The sequence below is a fragment of the Roseovarius spongiae genome (genome assembly GCF_003651245.1).
Classification (GTDB): Bacteria; Pseudomonadota; Alphaproteobacteria; order Rhodobacterales; family Rhodobacteraceae; genus Roseovarius; species Roseovarius spongiae.
This window is the reverse complement of the sequence record NZ_RAPE01000001.1, coordinates 898985-915169: the sequence shown is the minus strand read 5'-3', so window position 1 is coordinate 915169 and position 16185 is coordinate 898985. Positions and strand designations below refer to the sequence as shown.

Sequence of the window (16185 nt, the reverse complement as noted above, 5' to 3'; positions counted from 1 at the left end):
CACATAACAATAATCTATCCTCCGGCCGATTTCATGCGGCGCGCCTCGGCCGCGCCGCGCATTCAGCGTTCGCGAATATCGTAATCCTCGAAATCCTGTTCGATCAACCGCGTCTCAAGAAGCTGCCCGCCCCGGTGCAGGATCGGATAGGCGGCCGATGCGACATGGCTGTTGAAGTCGCGCAGCGATCCGACGGTCTCCAGATGGATGTCGCTCGAATCGAAGCTGATCTGCACGCCCTCGCCCAACCGCTTCAGATGGCGCTTGCGGCTCTTGCGTTCGAGCCGCGCCATCTCCTGCTTTTCCTCAAGAAGGAGCCGCGCGCTCTCGAGGTCGTCGGAAATCAGCAGGTTGGAGGCCAGCACGATATTGGCCTGCACCTTTTCGTGCATGTGGCTGATCTCGACCCGGCCATTGGGGGAGAACTTGATCCCCTTCTCGCGCATTTCCTTGGCCAGCGGAACCAGCCGCTTGACCACGATGTCGCCCGCCACCTCCAGCGCGATGGCGTACTCGGTCAGCTCGCGCAGACGCTTGGTCTCGGTCTTGGAGAGGGGATCGGTGGGGATCGCGGCGGCGTAGCGGCGAATGTCGTCGAGCGCCGCGTTGACGTAGCGATCGCGCGAGGTCACGGCGCGGGCGCGCTGCGGGTCGTAATCGTCGTAGAGGTCCATCACCGGGGCGATCATCGTCTCGACCAGTTGCAGCATGCGCAGCACCTCGCGCCGAAGGTTGGCGATGGCGAGATGCGGCTTGTTCAGCATGGAATCGTCGAGCGCGCTGCGATAGATCGGCGAGCGGTCCTCAACGCTTTCCTGCGCCTCGGGCAGCAGCCTTGCGAAGGGCCGCTCGAGCAGCCCGCAGAAGGGCAGCCAGAGCAGCAGGATCGCGTTGAACAGGATATGGGCGTTGATCAGCGTCTGCGCCGATCCCATCTGCCCCAGCCAGGGCAGCAGGTCGAACTGGTTCACCGCCACCACCGCGAGGATCGCGCCGCTGCCGCGCACCGCGAAATTGGCGAGCGGCACGCGGCGCGCCACCGCCGACATGCCCCGGCTGAGCCATATGGGAATGACCGCGCTGCCGAGGTTCGCGCCCAGCACCAGCGATACGCCCGCGCTTTCGGGGATGGCCTGCACGCCGACCAGCGTGACGCACATCAGGATCACCGCGACGCTCGAATGCATGATGAAGGCGAGGAACGCGCCCACGACGAAGGCGGTCACGAAATCGTTGGCGAGGTAGCCGGCGATCGCCGGCAGGAAGGCGCTGTCGCGGATCGGGTCCATCGTTTCGCGCAAAAAGCGCAGCGAGATCAGGATGAAGGCGATCCCGAGGATGATCCGCCCGAACTGGCGCGGGCGGCGCTGGGTCGAGCGCACGAAGAGCCCGCCGCCCGCCGCCAAGAGCACCGGCACCAGCCAGTTGAGATCGAAGGACAGCACCTGGATCAGCAGCGATGAGCCGAGATCGGCCCCCAGCACCACCGCCAGGCCCGCCCCGAAGCCGAGCGTGCCGGCGGCCGAGAACCCCGCCACCAGCAGCGCCACCGCCGCCGAGCTTTGCAGCACGATGGCGAGGACAAGCCCCGCCGCCGCCGCGCTCACCGGGTTGCGGTTGCGGGTGATGACCCGGTGAAAGGACGACCCGAAGGCGCGCTCGATCCCGGTGCGCACCATGCGCACCGCGTAGAGCAGCAGCATCGTCGCGCCCGCGAGTTGCACGATGAAGGAAAGGATCAGCATCCCGCGCCCCCAGGGGCCGGCGCGGCGCGCTTGCGTCGGTTATGCAGCTTGCGTGCCACTCAAACTCCCTTCGATCCGGCGATCACCACGATGCCGGCCCCCACCACCACCGCCGCCAGCAGGCGGCTGCGGCGCGGTCCCTCGGCGAACCACCAGACCCCGATCAGGGCCGCGAAGATCACCGACGTCTCGCGCAGCGCCGACACGATCCCGAGCGGCGCCATCGTATTGGCGATCAGCACCAGCGCATAGGCCGATCCCGACACCACCCCGCCGAACAGCCCCAGCGCCGCCGCGCGCGGGCTGAGCGCGCGGACCCGCGGCCATCTCGTCCCGAAGACATAGAACACGACGAGGACTTCGGCCACGAACAACCAGCCGATATAGCCCAGCGGGCTTTGCGACAGGCGTATCCCGATCCCGTCCACGATGGAATAGCCCGCGATGGTGAGCGCCACGCCCACAGCCGCCGGCAATCCGGCATTCGGCGTGACCGCGCCCTTGCGCATGAAGGCCAGCAGCATGATCCCGCCCGAGATCGCGAGGATCCCGCACCACGCGGCGAGGGGCAGCGTCTCGTCCGCCCAGACCTGCGCCCCGAGCGCGACCATGACCGGGGCAAGCCCGCGCGCGACGGGGTAGACCACGCTCAGATCCCCGACGCGATAGGCGGCATTCAACCCGATGTAATAGGCCCAGTGGATCACCGTCGAGGCGATGATGTAGGGAATCGACGCCGCGATGGGCGGGGCGAACCACAGCACCAGCGCGATGCCCGGCACGACATGGCCGAGCGCGATCAGCCCGAGCATCACCGCCTTGTCGCCCGCCCCCTTGACGATGGCGTTCCAGAAGGCGTGCAGGAAGGCCGCGAAGAGGACCAGCAGGAAGACGGAGGCGTTCAACCCGCTTGATCCCGGATTGCAGTCTCGACAATGCCGAGCGCGGCGTCGAGATCGGCCTCGGCGATGGTGAGCGGCGGCGACAGCGTGAGCACGTTGCCGGCGCTGATCTTGAAGCTGAGCCCTTCGGCAAGGCAGGCGTAGTAGATCGCCTCGGCGCGTGCGGGATCCGGCGCGCGGGTGTCGCGGTCGGTCACGATCTCGACGCCGAACATCAGGCCCCGGCCGCGGATGTCGCCCACCATCGCTTGATCGCGCAGCGTATCGCGCAGCCGGTCCATCGCGCGCGTCCCGAGCCGCGCGGCGCGCTCGACAAGCCCCTCCTCCTCGATGATGTCGAGCGTGGTCAGCGCCGCGCGCGCGGTTACCGGGTTCTTCTCGTGCGTGTAATGCCCCAGCGCGAAATCGCCCGCGACGTCGAGATCGCGGCGCGCCACCACGGCGGCGATGGGGAGGATCCCGCCGCCGAGCGCCTTGCCCAGCGTCACGATGTCCGGAACGATCCCGTCATGCTGGAACGCGAACATCTCGCCCGTCTTGCCCAAACCGGTGGGGATTTCGTCCATGATGAGCAGCGCGCCGTGCCGGTTGCAGGCCGCGCGCACCGCCTGCCAGTAGCCGGGCGGCGGAACCACGGGGACCGCGCGCATCGGCTCGGCGATCACCGCCGCGACATCGCCCTCGCGGCCCAGCACGTAATCGACCATGCTGGCGCAGGCCAGGCCGCAATTCTGCGGCCCCGGATGCCCGTAGGCGCAGTGATAACAATGGAACGGCGCGACATGCTCGGCCCCCGGCAGGAGCGGCCCGGCGATGTGGCTGCGAAACGTCGCCTCGCCCCCGACGCTCGCCGCGCCGAAACCCGCGCCGTGAAAGGAATCCCAGAAGCTCAGCGTCTTGAACCGGCCCGTGGCCGCCCGGGCGAGCCGCAGCGCCACCTCGTTCGCGTCCGACCCGCCGGTGGTGAAGAGCACCTTGCCGAGATCCCCCGGCGCGATCGCGCCCAGCCGTTCGGCCAGCGCCACCGACACATCGTTGGTGAAGCGCCGCGGCGAGAAGGACAGCGCGTCAAGCTGCTCCTTGATCGCCGCCACCAGCCGCGGGTGGCCATAGCCGACGTGATGCACCGAGTTGCCGTGGAAATCCATGTAGCGCCGCCCGGCGACGTCCTCGATCCAGATCCCCTCGGCCTTGGCGATGGTCGCGACACAGGGTGAGGACAGCGACTGATGCAGAAACGCCCCGGCGTCACGCCCGAGAAGATCGCGTGCGCGCCCATCACCTTCGCGCGCGTCCCATTCGGCCCGCGCCGCGCTGGTATTCGCCTCGCCCTCGGTATGCTGCACGACCATTTTCAATGTTCCCCAAATACTCCCGCCGGAGGCGCAGATTTTTCGCGAAGAATCTCTACTCCGGCCAGGGCAGCGAATAGGTCTTCACGTTGGTGAAGAACTTCATCGCCTCGATCACGCCTTCCTTGACCGCGTTGCCCGAATCCTTGATCCCGCCGAAGGGCGACATCTCGATCCGGTAGCCGGGCTGTTCCCAGATGTTGCAGGTGCCCACGTCCAGCCCGTTGATATAGGCGATCGCGCGGTTGAGATCGTTTGTGCACACGCCCGACGACAGGCCGAAGGGCGTGGAGTTGGAAATCCGCATCACCTCGGCGTCGTCGTCCGGCACGCGCACGATGGGAATGACGGGGCCGAAGGTTTCCTCCATCACCAGTTCGCTGTCATGGCGCACATGGTCCACCACGATGGGCGGCAACAGCGCGCCCTGCCGTTCGGGATGATAGAGGATTTTCGCGCCTTCCTTTTCCGCCTGGAACACGCGGTTCTCGAACAGCTCCGCCGCGTCGGCGTGGATCACGCAGCCAAGCTCGGTCGCGGGATCCTGCGGATCGCCGAAGCGGATCTTCTTCGCCTTCTCGAGCACCAGCGGCACGAATTTCTCCGCCACGCTTTCCTGCACAAGGATCCGTTTGATCGCGGTGCAGCGCTGCCCCGAATTGCCCGTCGCGCCCGCCACGGCGATGGTCGCCGCCTTTTCGAGATCGGCCTCGGACAGATCGTTGCACACGATCAGCGGGTCGTTCCCGCCGAGTTCCAGCGCCTGGCGCTTGTAGCCGGCCTTCTCCGCGATCAGCTTGCCCACCGGCACGCCGCCGGTGAAGGTGATGATGTCGATATGCTCGTTCACCATCATCTCGTCGCCGATATCGCCCGGCCAGCCGGTGACGATCTGGAACATCTCGGGCGGCAGGCCGGCCTCGTAGAGAATATCCGCCAGCGCGATGGCGGTGAGCGGCGTGCGCTCGGTCGGCTTGCAGACCATGCAGTTGTTGGTGGCGATGCTCGGCGCGATCTTATGGCTGACCATGTTGAGCGGGTGGTTGAAGGGCGTGATCGCGGAGATCGTCCGCACCGGCTCGCGCTTGGTGTAGATCTTGCGCGCCTTGCCGTTATGGGTGAGATCGCATGAGAAAATCTCGCCATCGTCGATCAGCGCCTGCGCGGCGGCGAACTGATAGACGTCCTGCGCGCGCTTGGTCTCATAGATGGCGTGCTGATGGCAGATGCCCAGCTCCAGCGTCAGCCATTTGGCGAGGTCGTCGCGCCGCTCGCCGATCAGCTCTCCCGCGCGGTGCAGGATCTGGCTGCGCTCGTACCGGGTCAGCTTTGGCTTGTAGTTCGCGGCGATCTCGAAGGCCCGCGCGGCGTGTTCGGCGGTCCCGGCGGGGACGGTGCCGACCAGTTCATCCGTGTAGGGGTAGCGCACCTCGATCACGGCATCGGTGAACACCTTCTCACCGCCGATGCGCATGCCTTCGTGGCGGATGTCTGTCTTGGCGATCTTGTTCATGTCTATCTCCTTGGCGGGTCGGCCCGCAGTTCGCAAACCACGCGCCCCGGGCCTGACCCGGGGCCTCTGGCCGCGCGTGGTCCCGGGCCGGGCCCGGGACGGGATGCTTCAAGCCGGCGTCGTTTCCAGCGCCGCCGCGGCGCAGGCGTAATGGAACGCATCGAAATTGCGCAACTCCGGCTTGTTTGGCAAGTCGATGACGCGGTTGCAGATGAACGGCACCTCCTGTTCGGTCAGCCCGCCGTGGCTGCGCAGCGGCTCGTTCAGCGCGGCGAGGTCGTGGCGGTCCTCGGACGTGCCGATGGTCATGTTCTCGGTCGAGATCATGACGATGTCGCCGATCCGGTCGCCGGGCAGCTCGAAACGTTCGACCGCCTCCTCGCGGCCCATGACCTCGAGGATCTCGTCACGCGCCGCGAGCCGCGCGATGATGTCGGCGCGGTCCGCCCCGTCGGGCAGATAGGCGGTGCCGAAGCCGCCCAGCGCGCCGTGATGCACGACGTAAGGGTCGGTAATCGGCAGGATGACGCGCGCCGCGCCCTCGCCCAGCCATTCGTCCATCAGATCCTGCACGTAGATCACGTTCGGCTCGCCCTTGGCGTCGTGCTTGGGCTTCATCCCGTGGTCGGCGGTCACGACGATGGCCGCGCCCAGTTCGTCGAGCTGCCCGAGGTAACGGTCGAACATCTCGTAAAACGCCTTGGCCTCGGCCTGGTCGGGGGCGTATTTGTGCTGCACGTAGTCGGTGGTGGTGAGATACATCACGTCCGGCTTCCACTCGCGCAGGAGCTTCACCCCGGCGGCGAAGACGAATTCCGACAATTCCGCCGAATAGACCTCGGGCTGGTCCATGCCGAGCCATGCGCTCGCCTTCTCCTGCCCGTGCTCGGCCTGGGTCGAGCTGTCCGATTTCTCGGCCGAAAAGCACTTTGCGCGGTCCTCGTCGAACTTCAGCCCCGCGCCCAGCAGCGCGCGCAACTTGTCCTTGGCGGTGACCACGGCGACGCGCGCCCCGGCCTCGTAGAAGCGGCTGAACACGGTGGGCGCGCGCAAGAAGCGCACGTCGTTCATCATCACCTCTTCGCCGGTGTCCGGATCATAGAGGAAGTTGCCGCAGATCCCGTGCACCGCGGGTGGGCGTCCGGTGGCGATGGACAGGTTGTTGGGGTTGGTGAACGACGGGATCACCGAATGGGCGAGCCGGTCGGTCCCGGTCTCCTTCATCCGCGCGAGGTTGGGCATGAGGCCGTCGGCGATGGCCTTATCGAGATATTCGGGTTCGCACCCGTCAAGACAGATGGCGATGGCGCAGACCTTGGGCGCGGGATAGCTGCGCTCGTTGGCGGTGACGGGGTCGGTGATCGGCATGGGTTCGGTCCTTCGTATGTCAGGCGGCGAGTTTCTTGCGTTCTTCGAGCGCGGCCGCGGGCGGCGCGGCGCTGGCCACGCCCATTTCGGCCAGCGTGTCGCGGGCGGCGGCGACGACCTGGCGCATGACCTGTTCGTCCATCTGCCCGATGCAGCCGACACGGAAACTGTCCACGACCGTCAGCTTGCCGGGATAGATGATGAAGCCGCGCTCCTTCATCGCCTCGTAGAAGGCGTCAAAGTCGAATTTCGGATCGGCGGGGCAGAAGAAGGTGACGATGATCGGGCTGAGCCAGCGTTCGGCCAGCAGCGTTTCGAACCCGAGGTCGCGCATTCCCTGCACCATCACGTCGCGGTTGCGCGCATAGCGCGCGCCGCGCCCCTCGACGCCGCCCTCGGCGGCGTGCGCCTCGAGCGCGGTGAGGAAGGCGGCGACCACGTGGGTGGGCGGGGTAAAGCGCCACTGCCCGGTCTTTTCCATATGCGCCCATTGCGCATGGACATCGAGGCTGAGCGAATGGGAATTGCCCTTGGCCGCCTCCAGTTCGTCGCGCCGCGCGATGACGAAGCCGAAGCCCGGCACGCCCTCGATGCACTTGTTGGCGGAAGACACCATCGCGGCGTATTTGAGCCGCTCGACCTCGAGCGGGATCGCCCCGAAGGCGGACATCGAGTCGATCAGCACCTTGCAGCCGGCGGCATGGGCGGCGTCGGCCAGTTCCTCGACCGGGTTGAGGATGCCCGAGCTCGTCTCGCAATGGATGATGAGGACATGGGTGATGGCCGGGTCTTCCTTCAGGATTTCGGTCACCTCGTCGCCGCGCGGGGGCAGGTAGTCGCCCTTGTCGACAAGGTGGAAGGCGCGGCCGAGGTATTCCATCGTCTTGGCCGCGCGCAGCCCGTAGGCGCCGTTGGCGAGCACCAGCACCTTGCCGTCCTTCGGCACGAAGGAGCCCAGCATCGCCTCCACGCAATAAGAGCCCGAGCCCTGGACGGGGACGCAATCATAGGCGTCGGCGCCGGGGCCGATCAGGTCCAGCAGGCCGGTGCGCATGGCCCGCGTCATGGCGCGGAAATCGCCGTCCCAACTGCCCCAGTCGCGCAGCATCGCGTCCTTGACGGCGCGCGAAGTGGTCAGGGGGCCGGGCGTCAGCAGGTAGGGTTCGCCCAGCGCGGGCGGGACGATCTGGGTGTCGGCAGCGGTCATGGCGGGTCCTCGGCTGTGCGGATTACGCCACTTCTAGGCCGCGCCGGGGCATATGAAAAATTGTTAATTGCAATAAGACCAAAGGTAATGCCTATAGATACCCGCAAAGGGAGCCAGTTTCATGAGATACAGCCAGATCCGCGCCTTTCACCATGTCGCCACCTGCGGCGGATTCAGCCGCGCGGCCGACGCCCTGTCGCTCACTCAGCCGGCGGTGTCCGAACAGGTGCGCAAGCTCGAGACCGACAACGACGTGCTGCTCTTCAACCGCGACCGCAAGCAGGTGACGCTCACGCCCGTGGGGGAGCAGCTGCTCGCCTGCACGCGCAAGTTCTTCGAGGTCGAGGACCAGATCGCCGAAGTTCTGTCGTCGCATCGCGCGGCCCTTGACGGGCGGCTGCGGATCATCGCCGACAGCGCATTCCACCTCACCGGGCGGCTCGAGGCCTATGCAAAGCGGCATCCGGGCGTCTTCATCTCCATCCGCACAGGCAACACCTCGGAGATCGTCGCGGCCCTGCGCAGCTACGACGCCGAGATCGGCGTCGTCGGGCGCACCAATCCGGGCCCCGACATGGAAATTCGCGATCTCGGCGCGTCGCCGATCATCGCCTTCGCGGCGCGGCGCTGCTACCCCTCCCTGCCGGAGACGATGACGCTGGCGCAGCTGGCGCGCTATCCGCTGGTCTTCCGCGAGGCAGGCTCGCGCACGCGCTACAAGCTCGAGGAGGCGGCGGCGCGCCAGGGCGTCGCGCTCGAGCCCGCGATCGAAGTCGAGGGCCGCGAGGCGGTGCAGGCGGTGGTCGCCGCCGGGGCGGGCGTCGGCTTTGTCTCGGAGGCGGAGTTCGGCCATGACAGCCGGCTGGCGCGGATCGCCGTCAAGGGCGCGGAGATCGCGATGAGCGAATCGCTCATCTGCCTGCGCCAGCGCAGCGACGTGCGCATCATCCGCAGCTTCATGGATATCATCCCGCCCGCAACATCCGGCGCGGCGACAATCGCGTGAACTGGCGGCGCCAGCGGGGGCCGGGAGGTCTGCCGCCCTACCCCCACGGTCCCACGACGCGGCGGCGCGGGGGCTCGGGCTGCATGTCCGGCTCGTGGCCGAACAGCGCCTCGCGCGCGCCCGCCTTGTCGACCTGGTATTCGCGGGTCAGGAAATCCACCACATAGGCGCGCTTGTTGTCGGGCCAGCCCCGGTATTCGTTGTAGAACAACTGTTTGTGACAGATGAAGAGCTGACGGATATCCTTGCGACTGAGTTCGCTCAGCAGCATGTTGACCAGTTCCGCATCCGGCGTGTCGGTCGCGCGCAGCGTGTAGAAATAGGCCGGATCGTCCGAGGAAATGCGCGGCCAAGGCCCGTCATTGCGGGTCCAGTTGACGAGCGCCGACAGCGCGTGAAACTCCTCGGGCAGATGCTCTGCGTTGCGCCGCGCAAGCCGGCGCATGTCGGCCCGCGTCGCGCCTTCGAGCGCCGCGCCCTCCCCGGCGAGCGCATCGACGAGGATGAAGTCCATCTTCTGGCGCAGGATCGCGGCGGCGTCGACGCCGCGCGCCTTGACCACCGGTTCGACCAGGTCGTTGTATTCAAAGAACTTCGCGATACGGTTCCGGTCGTTCAGGTCGAAGACGTACTTGATGGGCGCGGCATCGAACGCCGCCTTGTCCCCTGCGGTGATGAGCGCGGGATGCTCCACCTCCTGGAACAGATAGGTCCCACCGAAATGCGCGGTCCAGAAATTGCGCTGCTCAAAGCTCATGGCGTCGAGGGTGACGGGATTGCGGATCAGGTCGCCCGTCTCGCCGGCGAGCTCGATCATCTCGGCGATGAGGACGTCGTCATACCAGGCGTCCGGCGCGTTCAGGAAACGATCGGTCTTCTTGCGCAACTCCCCGGCCTGCTTCACGGCGCCGCCTGTCGTGTCCGCCTCGACCGTGATCCGGCGGATATCGAACAGCCGCGCGGGGCCTGAGACGTCATAGACCGAGTTCACCAGCTCGCCGGCCACCGCGTCGCGCGCGGTGAGCGCGAACAGCGCCGACTCGTTCGCCTCGATGAACTGCCGCAGGATGCCGCGCGAGGTCGAGAACGTCGCATCCAGAAGCGGCGCGGTCTTCTGTTGCGTGGTGAGAAGGATGAACTGCCGGTTCACGCCCCGCTGGTTGAGGTAGAGCGGATCGCCCAATTCATGCCCGATCTCGGGGGAGAAGCCGGAGATGTCGATGTAGAAATCGGCGAGTTTCGTGGTCTTTCCGGTGAGGTGCTTCAGCGCACGGTTGTAGCGTTCGACCAGCGCGGGGGACGCGATGTGGATCAGGTTGCCGAACATCAGGCCGGATTTTATGAGGCGGTTCATTTGGGCGAATCTAATTTGCTGCGTAGATAATTTTCTACAGAAGTGAATATTCGTTCATAATCTCTTCGATATATATCATCTTCCTCCAATCCTTCGTATATAATGCCGTCTATCTCGCTATACTTTTCATCAGTCAATTTTTGCCTTACCCTCGGGTTTTGTGAGCGAAAAAAGCGCCTCAGTGCTGCTATTAGTGTATCTTCCTGGTGTCTTAGTTCTGTATTTAGAAGACCAAATTCTTCTCCCCATACGATAGATGCCCGAATTTGGCGCGCATAGGTTTCAGCACGAATAGTCGTCAGCGTTTCCACCTTGGATTGATAATAATTTACGGTCCCCAAATAAGCAGCATAATTAGCATCGTTGATTTCATTTCCGTCTTCATCGTGCGTCGCGGCTGATTGAATTGACCATGGTCTTCGAATATCCGTCACTGCATCTTTTCGTCGATACAACAGCTCCAATAGCTGTTCGCTCAGTTCATTGTCTCGTTGCCAAGTCTTTTCTTTTTTCCAAGTATCCAGCCCCATAAATGCTGCGATCGCCGCTGCTATGGCGGCACCAGCGATAAGTAAATTAGCGAGTGTTCCTATTGCTGCTATAGTAAGCTCAGCTTCACTCACCCCTTCCCCTCCAGATACCGCTTCTTCGCCTCCTCGGTCCGGCCATACTCGCGCACCATCTCCTCGATCGCTGCCTCGTCCGACTTGTCGGCATAGCGGAACTCGGAATCCGCGTAGCGGTTGATCTCCTGTATCACCATGTCGACGGTGATCGGCTGGCGCAATTCCTCGATCATGGCCTTCTTGGTGTCGTAATCCTGAAACAGAAACAGGTCAGGCTTTTCCATCCATTCATCGGGCAGCTCGAAATCCATCGCGCGGACCTTGACCGCGTCGGTGATGTTCTTGATCGCGCGGCCCGTGAAACGCGCGTCCGCCTCCTGGATGCCCTTGAGATAGGTTCCGAGCTTCGCGATGGTGTCGAGCCGGCCGATCTTCGCATCGACCTCCTCATAGACGCGCAGCAGGCCGTCCTCGTGCGGCTTCATGTGGGATTCGAAACTGTCGGCGACGGCCTTTTCGATCTCCTGCGCGGCGTAAGCCTCGTGATCGCCGAGCGGGATGTCGTGGTTCCGGCCCATCAGCAAATGAAGAATGTCGATATAGTCGTCCCGCGTCACCGGCCCGTCCACCAGGAAGCGCGCCCCGGCGCGTTGGCGCAGGGCGTCGTCGACATTCTCGGGGTAGTTCGAGAACATGCCGAAGGTGCAGTTGCCGCGCACCACGGTGTTGGCGCCGGCAAAGCTCTCCATCAGCACGGCGGTGATCTCGAGCTGCCCGGCGGATGACTGCCGGTCGCCTCGCTTGCCGGCAAGCTGGTCGATATCGTCGATGGTGCCGAAGCCGATGACGGCGGGATCCACGATTTCCTGGATGAACGCCTTGGCGTTCTGCGCCGACTTGCCCTGGTAACTGTCGATGCTCTCGGTCGAAAGGTTCCGGTAGCGGAACGGGTAGCCCGCGTTGCGGCAATAGCCGTCGATCAGCCCGGCCATCATCTGGATCAGCGTCGTCTTGCCCGTCCCCGGCTTGCCGTCACCCATGAAGGTGAAGATGAACCCGCCCAGTTCCGCGAACGGGTTGAGGCGGCGGTCGAAATCATAGGCCATCAGCATCTTGGACAGCTTCAGCGCCTGGTATTTCGCGATATGGTTGCCGACCACCTCATGCGGCTTTTTGAACGTCATGGTGAGGGTGGTGGATTTCGCGCGCGAAGCGGGCGTGAAGCCCTGGATCGTGAAATCGTCGGCCTCCACCCGCCAGCTCGCCCCGGTGAAGGGCGCGAGCCGTCCGGCGTTCTGCGCGCGCAGGCTCACCTTTTCCATCAGCGCACCGGCCTGCGCGGACACGGTGGCGACGAGGCGCGCATCATCGCTCGCGTGGGTGGCGATCGCCTGGTCCAGTTCCCAGAGCGCGCCGTGCAGCGCAAGCGGCGCGTTGTCGCTCAGCACCTCCTCGGCCTCGCCCACATCGACGCTCACCTCGCTGCCATGCGGGGCGAGCAGGAAGGCGGTGGCGTTGCCGAAGACATGGGCGACCGCCAGTGCCTCGGCGCTCAGAAGCTCGGCGAACTCGGTCTTGCGGGATTCCGGAAGCGATCCGGCGAGGTTGGCGCGGCGCAGATCGGCCAGCCCGGTGGCCTCGGCATAGGTTTCCCCCACCGCCATCGCGATGGCGAGCGCGCGGCGCAGCGCGTGCATGACCGTCGCTTGCAAGGGAGAGACAAGCGGGTCGTCCCCGTCCGCGCCTTTGATCCGTTGGATCAACTGCACCCCCTCAACGCGCGCGGTCGGGCGGGTGACGAGGCCCGGCGTCGTGCTGCGGAACCGCCGCCGCGCGCCGATCCCGGGCGAGCGTTCGGCCTGCGCCTGCTCTGCCGCGCTGCCGATCCGCGGCGTGTGATCGAACCCCTCCAGCATGGAAGCGGCGGCGGCGTAATGCTTGGTTATGTCGCTCTCGCGCAGTTCCATCATGTCGGCGGTCAGGCTCATGTCTCGGTTCCTGCTTTCAATGTTCCAAAATTCTCAAATCCAAGCCGTCCAGCCGCGTCCCGGCCTCAATATCGCAGAATCCTGTCGCCCGCGCCCACGACGTACTTGATCACGCTCGCAAAGCCCGGCGGGTTCTTCTCGGCCAGCACCTGGTAGGGGCGTTCGGGCAGGACGATGCCGCGCTCCATCCGCGTGGCCCCCGTCTCGGCCCCGCGCCCTGAGAACGGATCGAGCGCGAAGATCTCGCGCTCGACGCTGCCGAACCATCCGGCGCGCTCGGTCGTGACGCGCTCGCTCTCGAGCAGTTCGTCGGTCCAGGCCAGCGCCCAGTCCTGCCCTTGGGGGGCGCGCGCCTCGGCCAGCACGTCGCGCAGCGGGCCGCTCTGGCGGGTGAAGGCGTGGGAATACATCGGCCCGATGTGAAGGCGGCGCAGGCGCTTGGGGTGCAGGTCGTCGAACGCCTCGTCCAGCCCGCGCGCGATGGTGAGCAGCTTCAGCCCGCCAAGCGCCTGTCCCATCAAGTGCGCCTGCAATTCGGGCCAGCGCCGTCCGTCCTTGGGCAGCGCGGTGCGGCCGGTGTCCTCGATCTCCAACAGGTAGATCGTCGGCAGGTTTACCTGGCTGTCATAGACCGCCCAATGGACGAGGTAGCGCCGCCGCTCCTTGAGGCCCGACAGCCACTGGACGCGCGGATCGTTCTGCGCCCAGAACAGGTGGCCACGCTGCAATTCCTCGTAATAGAGCCGCTGGGACAGGGTGAACTGCAAGCGCGTCGGGACCGTGCGCGCGCTGATGATCTCTTCGACCATCGCGGCCTTGAGCTCTTCCGCCCCCGGCATCTCCGCAAGGTGGCGCGCGGCCTGTTGCGCGTCGTTGGCCATGACGAGGATCTCGTTGAAGACGGGAAAGCCGCTTTCATGGTCGTCCATCTCGAGCGCGCCGAGAGGATGGCCCGGATCGCGCCCGACGAGCAGGTATTTGAGGCCGAGCGCGCGAAAACTGTAGGCGATCCCCTGCACGTATTCCGTGAGGATCGCCGCCTCCTCCGGGCGAAGCCTTTCTTCGGCCTGCATCATCGCCGCGACGGCCGCGAGGTGCCCGGTGATCCGCCCGAACTTTGCGAAATAGCGGCGCGAAGCGCGAAGATCGGTCAGGCCGATGTGGTCCTGGGGGGTGTCAATCATCTCAGTCGAACTTGCCCTGCCGTTCGTCCCAAAGCCGCAGCACTTCGATGTGGCGCGCGGTGACGCGATAGATCAAGGTAAACGGCGTGCGCGGGATGTGCAGCTCGCGGATGCCATCCAACTGACCGGGATGGCCTGCATACGGGTTTGCCTCCAACAGATGGCAAAGGTTCCGCAACTGGTGCTTCGCGCGCGCGGCCCCCTCGGGAAAGACGCGGGCGTAATAGGTGCGGAACCAAGACAGATCCGCTGCAGTGGTAGGAAGGAAAACAATCCTCATACACCGATATCTGGCGTCGGCACGGGCAATTCATTATCCGTGTCCCAGCTTTCAATCCAAGCCGTCATCGCCTCGCCCGAGATTAACACGCCCTTGTCAGCCTCGGTTATGGCTTCCTCGATCATCTGTCGCCGCGCGACCTGCGCGTCGAGATGCGACCGGATTGCCCGCGTCGCGATTTGCGATGCCGAGAGGTCCTGCCTGCGGGCTTCATCCTCGATGGCGGTTTTCAACTCGGAATCGAGGCGCATGGTGAATTGGGTCGTGGTCATGGCGCATGATCTCCCTTCGTTGTCTTACAATGTAGGGCGGGCGCGATGCCCGGTCAATCCTTGCCCGCGCCGGTCCCGACCCGCAGGCTGGGCAGGAAACAGCGGACAAGGATGATCCAGTTCAATTCGCGGCTCCAGACCCTGATGAACTGCACCGTGCCCGCGACCGCAAGAACCATGAAGGCACCGCGCGCCGCGCCGCTCAGGCTGCCGAACCACGGTGCGCCGACCGCGAGTGCGATCGCGACCCCAAGCATGGCGACGGCGAACAGCAACTGCCCTTTCCCCGCCCGTGACAGGAGCGGCTCAGCCGCCATAGAGGTTCTTGTCGTGTTTCTCGACGATCTCCTGAAAGCGGCGGGCGAACCGCTCGTCCGCCTTGGCCTTCTGCTCGAGCACGTCGCGCGCGAACACCATGTGATCCTCGTGCGCCTCGAGCATGTCGGCCATCTTCTGGTTGGTGGCGGCGCCGATGCCCGCCATCGCGGTCTGCGCCTCCTGGTCGGTCTGCACGCCGATCTCATTGATGCGGTGGGCGATGTCCTGCTGCTGCGCGGTCTTGAGCGATTTCGTCAGCGCGTCGTAAAGAACCACGCGCTGCTTGGTGTCGGTCTGCAGCTTGTTGATGAGCACCATCTGCGTCGCCGCCTGGTTCTGGAGCGAATCCACCCAGGTCTTGCCCTTCTCTATGTAGCGCTCGAGCGTCTGGCTCTTGGCGAGCTTGACCTGCTCCTGCTGGACCATCTCGTTGTAGCGCGCGTTCATGTCGGCGAGCTCGGTCTCGAGCTTGGTGCGCTTGGCCGCGTCCGTCTCGTTGGCGATCTTGTTCTCGAGCTGGATGATCTCGGGGTCCATCGCCTTGATCTGTTTGCGCAGATCCTCGAGCTCGCCGACCGTGGCTTCGCGCTCGTCCAGCGTCTCGTTGAGGTTGTCGCCGACCTTGACCTTGTGCTCCTCGAGCGTGGCGAGCTGGCTTTCGAGCAGCTTCACGATCACGTCGGACTTGGAGATGAGATCCTGCAACTTGTCGTCGATGCTGGCGCTGCGCACCCGATCCTGGCGCATCGCGTCCGAGCGGGCCTTGGAGAAGATGCCGACGAAGCTCTCCCAGCCGGTCTTGGAGCGCATCTCGTCGAAGTCGCGGCTGAACGCGGCGGTGACGTCATCGAGCCCCATGATCAGTTCGGCGATGTTGGCGTTCATCACCTCGGTATGGGCATGAACCTCCTCGAGCGTGGCGTTCTCGATGTCGAGCGTGGCGTCCTCGCCCGCCTCGATCTTGGTGCGGGCGGTTTCGATCCGGCTGGTCAGTTCAGCGATGCGGGCCTGCGCCTCGCTTACCTGTTCCTGCGATTCACGCACCTGCGCATCGAGATTGGCCATAAGATCCTCCGACATTCCTTAATCAATTGCCAGGAATATAGACCGCGCCGCCCATCGGTGAAAGC

General features: G+C 65.0%; 15 protein-coding genes. 1 reads left to right on the top strand and 14 read right to left on the bottom strand.

The genetic code is table 11. The annotated features are described in order from the left end of the window. Positions 1 to 62 precede the first annotated feature (62 nt). The 6 genes from D6850_RS04405 to D6850_RS04380 all read right to left on the bottom strand — a co-directional run bounded on the left by D6850_RS04405 (position 63) and on the right by D6850_RS04380 (position 8087). On the bottom strand, positions 63 to 1745 hold the full coding sequence (locus tag D6850_RS04405; RefSeq protein WP_121164131.1) for a Na/Pi cotransporter family protein: 1683 nt from the start codon (positions 1743 to 1745) through the stop codon (positions 63 to 65). A 59-nt stretch (positions 1746 to 1804) separates the two neighbouring features. Further along, positions 1805 to 2650, bottom strand: coding sequence for a DMT family transporter (locus D6850_RS04400; protein ID WP_245964093.1), 846 nt, complete (start codon positions 2648 to 2650; stop codon positions 1805 to 1807). Continuing rightward, complete coding sequence (pbfA, locus tag D6850_RS04395; protein WP_206019197.1) at positions 2647 to 3993, bottom strand: (R)-1-hydroxy-2-aminoethylphosphonate ammonia-lyase; 1347 nt, start codon at positions 3991 to 3993, stop codon at positions 2647 to 2649. Before pbfA ends, D6850_RS04400 begins: the two co-directional genes overlap by 4 nt. 61 nt (positions 3994 to 4054) lie before the next feature. Beyond that, entirely contained in the window at positions 4055 to 5512 is a 1458-nt protein-coding gene (gene phnY / locus D6850_RS04390) for a phosphonoacetaldehyde dehydrogenase (RefSeq protein ID WP_121164127.1), read from the bottom strand. 108 nt (positions 5513 to 5620) lie between these two features. Next, the gene (gene phnA / locus D6850_RS04385; protein WP_121164124.1) at positions 5621 to 6880 is read right to left on the bottom strand and encodes a phosphonoacetate hydrolase; all 1260 of its coding nucleotides are present in this window, start codon (positions 6878 to 6880) and stop codon (positions 5621 to 5623) included. 19 nt (positions 6881 to 6899) lie between these two features. Then, positions 6900 to 8087 (bottom strand): 2-aminoethylphosphonate--pyruvate transaminase, encoded by a 1188-nt coding sequence (locus D6850_RS04380; protein WP_121164122.1) that lies wholly within the window; start codon positions 8085 to 8087, stop codon positions 6900 to 6902. 121 nt (positions 8088 to 8208) lie between these two features. Here D6850_RS04380 and D6850_RS04375 point away from each other — a divergent pair, with 121 nt between their 5' ends. Continuing rightward, on the top strand, positions 8209 to 9093 hold the full coding sequence (locus D6850_RS04375; protein ID WP_121164120.1) for a LysR substrate-binding domain-containing protein: 885 nt from the start codon (positions 8209 to 8211) through the stop codon (positions 9091 to 9093). 37 nt (positions 9094 to 9130) lie between these two features. On the opposite strand, the gene D6850_RS04370 is transcribed toward D6850_RS04375, so the two are convergent. The 8 genes from D6850_RS04370 to D6850_RS04340 form a co-directional block, all read right to left on the bottom strand. Next, on the bottom strand, positions 9131 to 10447 hold the full coding sequence (locus tag D6850_RS04370) for a DUF6638 family protein (protein ID WP_121164118.1): 1317 nt from the start codon (positions 10445 to 10447) through the stop codon (positions 9131 to 9133). Continuing rightward, positions 10444 to 11070, bottom strand: a complete 627-nt coding sequence (locus D6850_RS19225) for a hypothetical protein (RefSeq protein ID WP_147438849.1) — start codon at positions 11068 to 11070, stop codon at positions 10444 to 10446. Before D6850_RS19225 ends, D6850_RS04370 begins: the two co-directional genes overlap by 4 nt. After that, positions 11067 to 13001: an AAA family ATPase gene (locus tag D6850_RS04365; protein WP_121164116.1), complete on the bottom strand. Its 1935-nt coding sequence runs from the start codon at positions 12999 to 13001 to the stop codon at positions 11067 to 11069. The genes D6850_RS19225 and D6850_RS04365 overlap by 4 nt, the downstream gene beginning before the upstream one ends. Positions 13002 to 13066: 65 nt before the next feature. Continuing rightward, positions 13067 to 14185: a hypothetical protein gene (locus D6850_RS04360; protein ID WP_121164114.1), complete on the bottom strand. Its 1119-nt coding sequence runs from the start codon at positions 14183 to 14185 to the stop codon at positions 13067 to 13069. A 1-nt stretch (position 14186) separates the two neighbouring features. Next, entirely contained in the window at positions 14187 to 14465 is a 279-nt protein-coding gene (locus D6850_RS04355) for a type II toxin-antitoxin system RelE/ParE family toxin (protein ID WP_121164112.1), read from the bottom strand. After that, entirely contained in the window at positions 14462 to 14737 is a 276-nt protein-coding gene (locus D6850_RS04350) for a CopG family ribbon-helix-helix protein (RefSeq protein ID WP_121164110.1), read from the bottom strand. The genes D6850_RS04355 and D6850_RS04350 overlap by 4 nt, the downstream gene beginning before the upstream one ends. Before the next feature lie 53 nt (positions 14738 to 14790). After that, positions 14791 to 15054, bottom strand: a complete 264-nt coding sequence (locus D6850_RS04345) for a hypothetical protein (protein WP_121164108.1) — start codon at positions 15052 to 15054, stop codon at positions 14791 to 14793. Next, positions 15044 to 16120, bottom strand: a complete 1077-nt coding sequence (locus D6850_RS04340) for a coiled-coil domain-containing protein (RefSeq protein WP_121165102.1) — start codon at positions 16118 to 16120, stop codon at positions 15044 to 15046. Before D6850_RS04340 ends, D6850_RS04345 begins: the two co-directional genes overlap by 11 nt. Between the last annotated feature and the right edge of the window lie 65 nt (positions 16121 to 16185).

What these genes read in the sequence shown, in the direction of transcription:
- D6850_RS04405 (WP_121164131.1), bottom strand. Translation starts at nt 1,745, where the DNA reads ATGCTGATCCTTTCCTTCATCGTGCAACTCGCGGGCGCGACGATGCTG.
- D6850_RS04340 (WP_121165102.1), bottom strand. Translation starts at nt 16,120, where the DNA reads ATGGCCAATCTCGATGCGCAGGTGCGTGAATCGCAGGAACAGGTAAGC.
- phnA (WP_121164124.1), bottom strand. Translation starts at nt 6,880, where the DNA reads ATGCCGATCACCGACCCCGTCACCGCCAACGAGCGCAGCTATCCCGCG.
- D6850_RS04350 (WP_121164110.1), bottom strand. Translation starts at nt 14,737, where the DNA reads ATGACCACGACCCAATTCACCATGCGCCTCGATTCCGAGTTGAAAACC.
- phnY (WP_121164127.1), bottom strand. Translation starts at nt 5,512, where the DNA reads ATGAACAAGATCGCCAAGACAGACATCCGCCACGAAGGCATGCGCATC.
- D6850_RS04345 (WP_121164108.1), bottom strand. Translation starts at nt 15,054, where the DNA reads ATGGCGGCTGAGCCGCTCCTGTCACGGGCGGGGAAAGGGCAGTTGCTG.
- D6850_RS04375 (WP_121164120.1), top strand. Translation starts at nt 8,209, where the DNA reads ATGAGATACAGCCAGATCCGCGCCTTTCACCATGTCGCCACCTGCGGC.
- D6850_RS04360 (WP_121164114.1), bottom strand. Translation starts at nt 14,185, where the DNA reads ATGATTGACACCCCCCAGGACCACATCGGCCTGACCGATCTTCGCGCT.
- D6850_RS04380 (WP_121164122.1), bottom strand. Translation starts at nt 8,087, where the DNA reads ATGACCGCTGCCGACACCCAGATCGTCCCGCCCGCGCTGGGCGAACCC.
- D6850_RS04365 (WP_121164116.1), bottom strand. Translation starts at nt 13,001, where the DNA reads ATGAGCCTGACCGCCGACATGATGGAACTGCGCGAGAGCGACATAACC.
- D6850_RS04355 (WP_121164112.1), bottom strand. Translation starts at nt 14,465, where the DNA reads ATGAGGATTGTTTTCCTTCCTACCACTGCAGCGGATCTGTCTTGGTTC.
- D6850_RS04370 (WP_121164118.1), bottom strand. Translation starts at nt 10,447, where the DNA reads ATGAACCGCCTCATAAAATCCGGCCTGATGTTCGGCAACCTGATCCAC.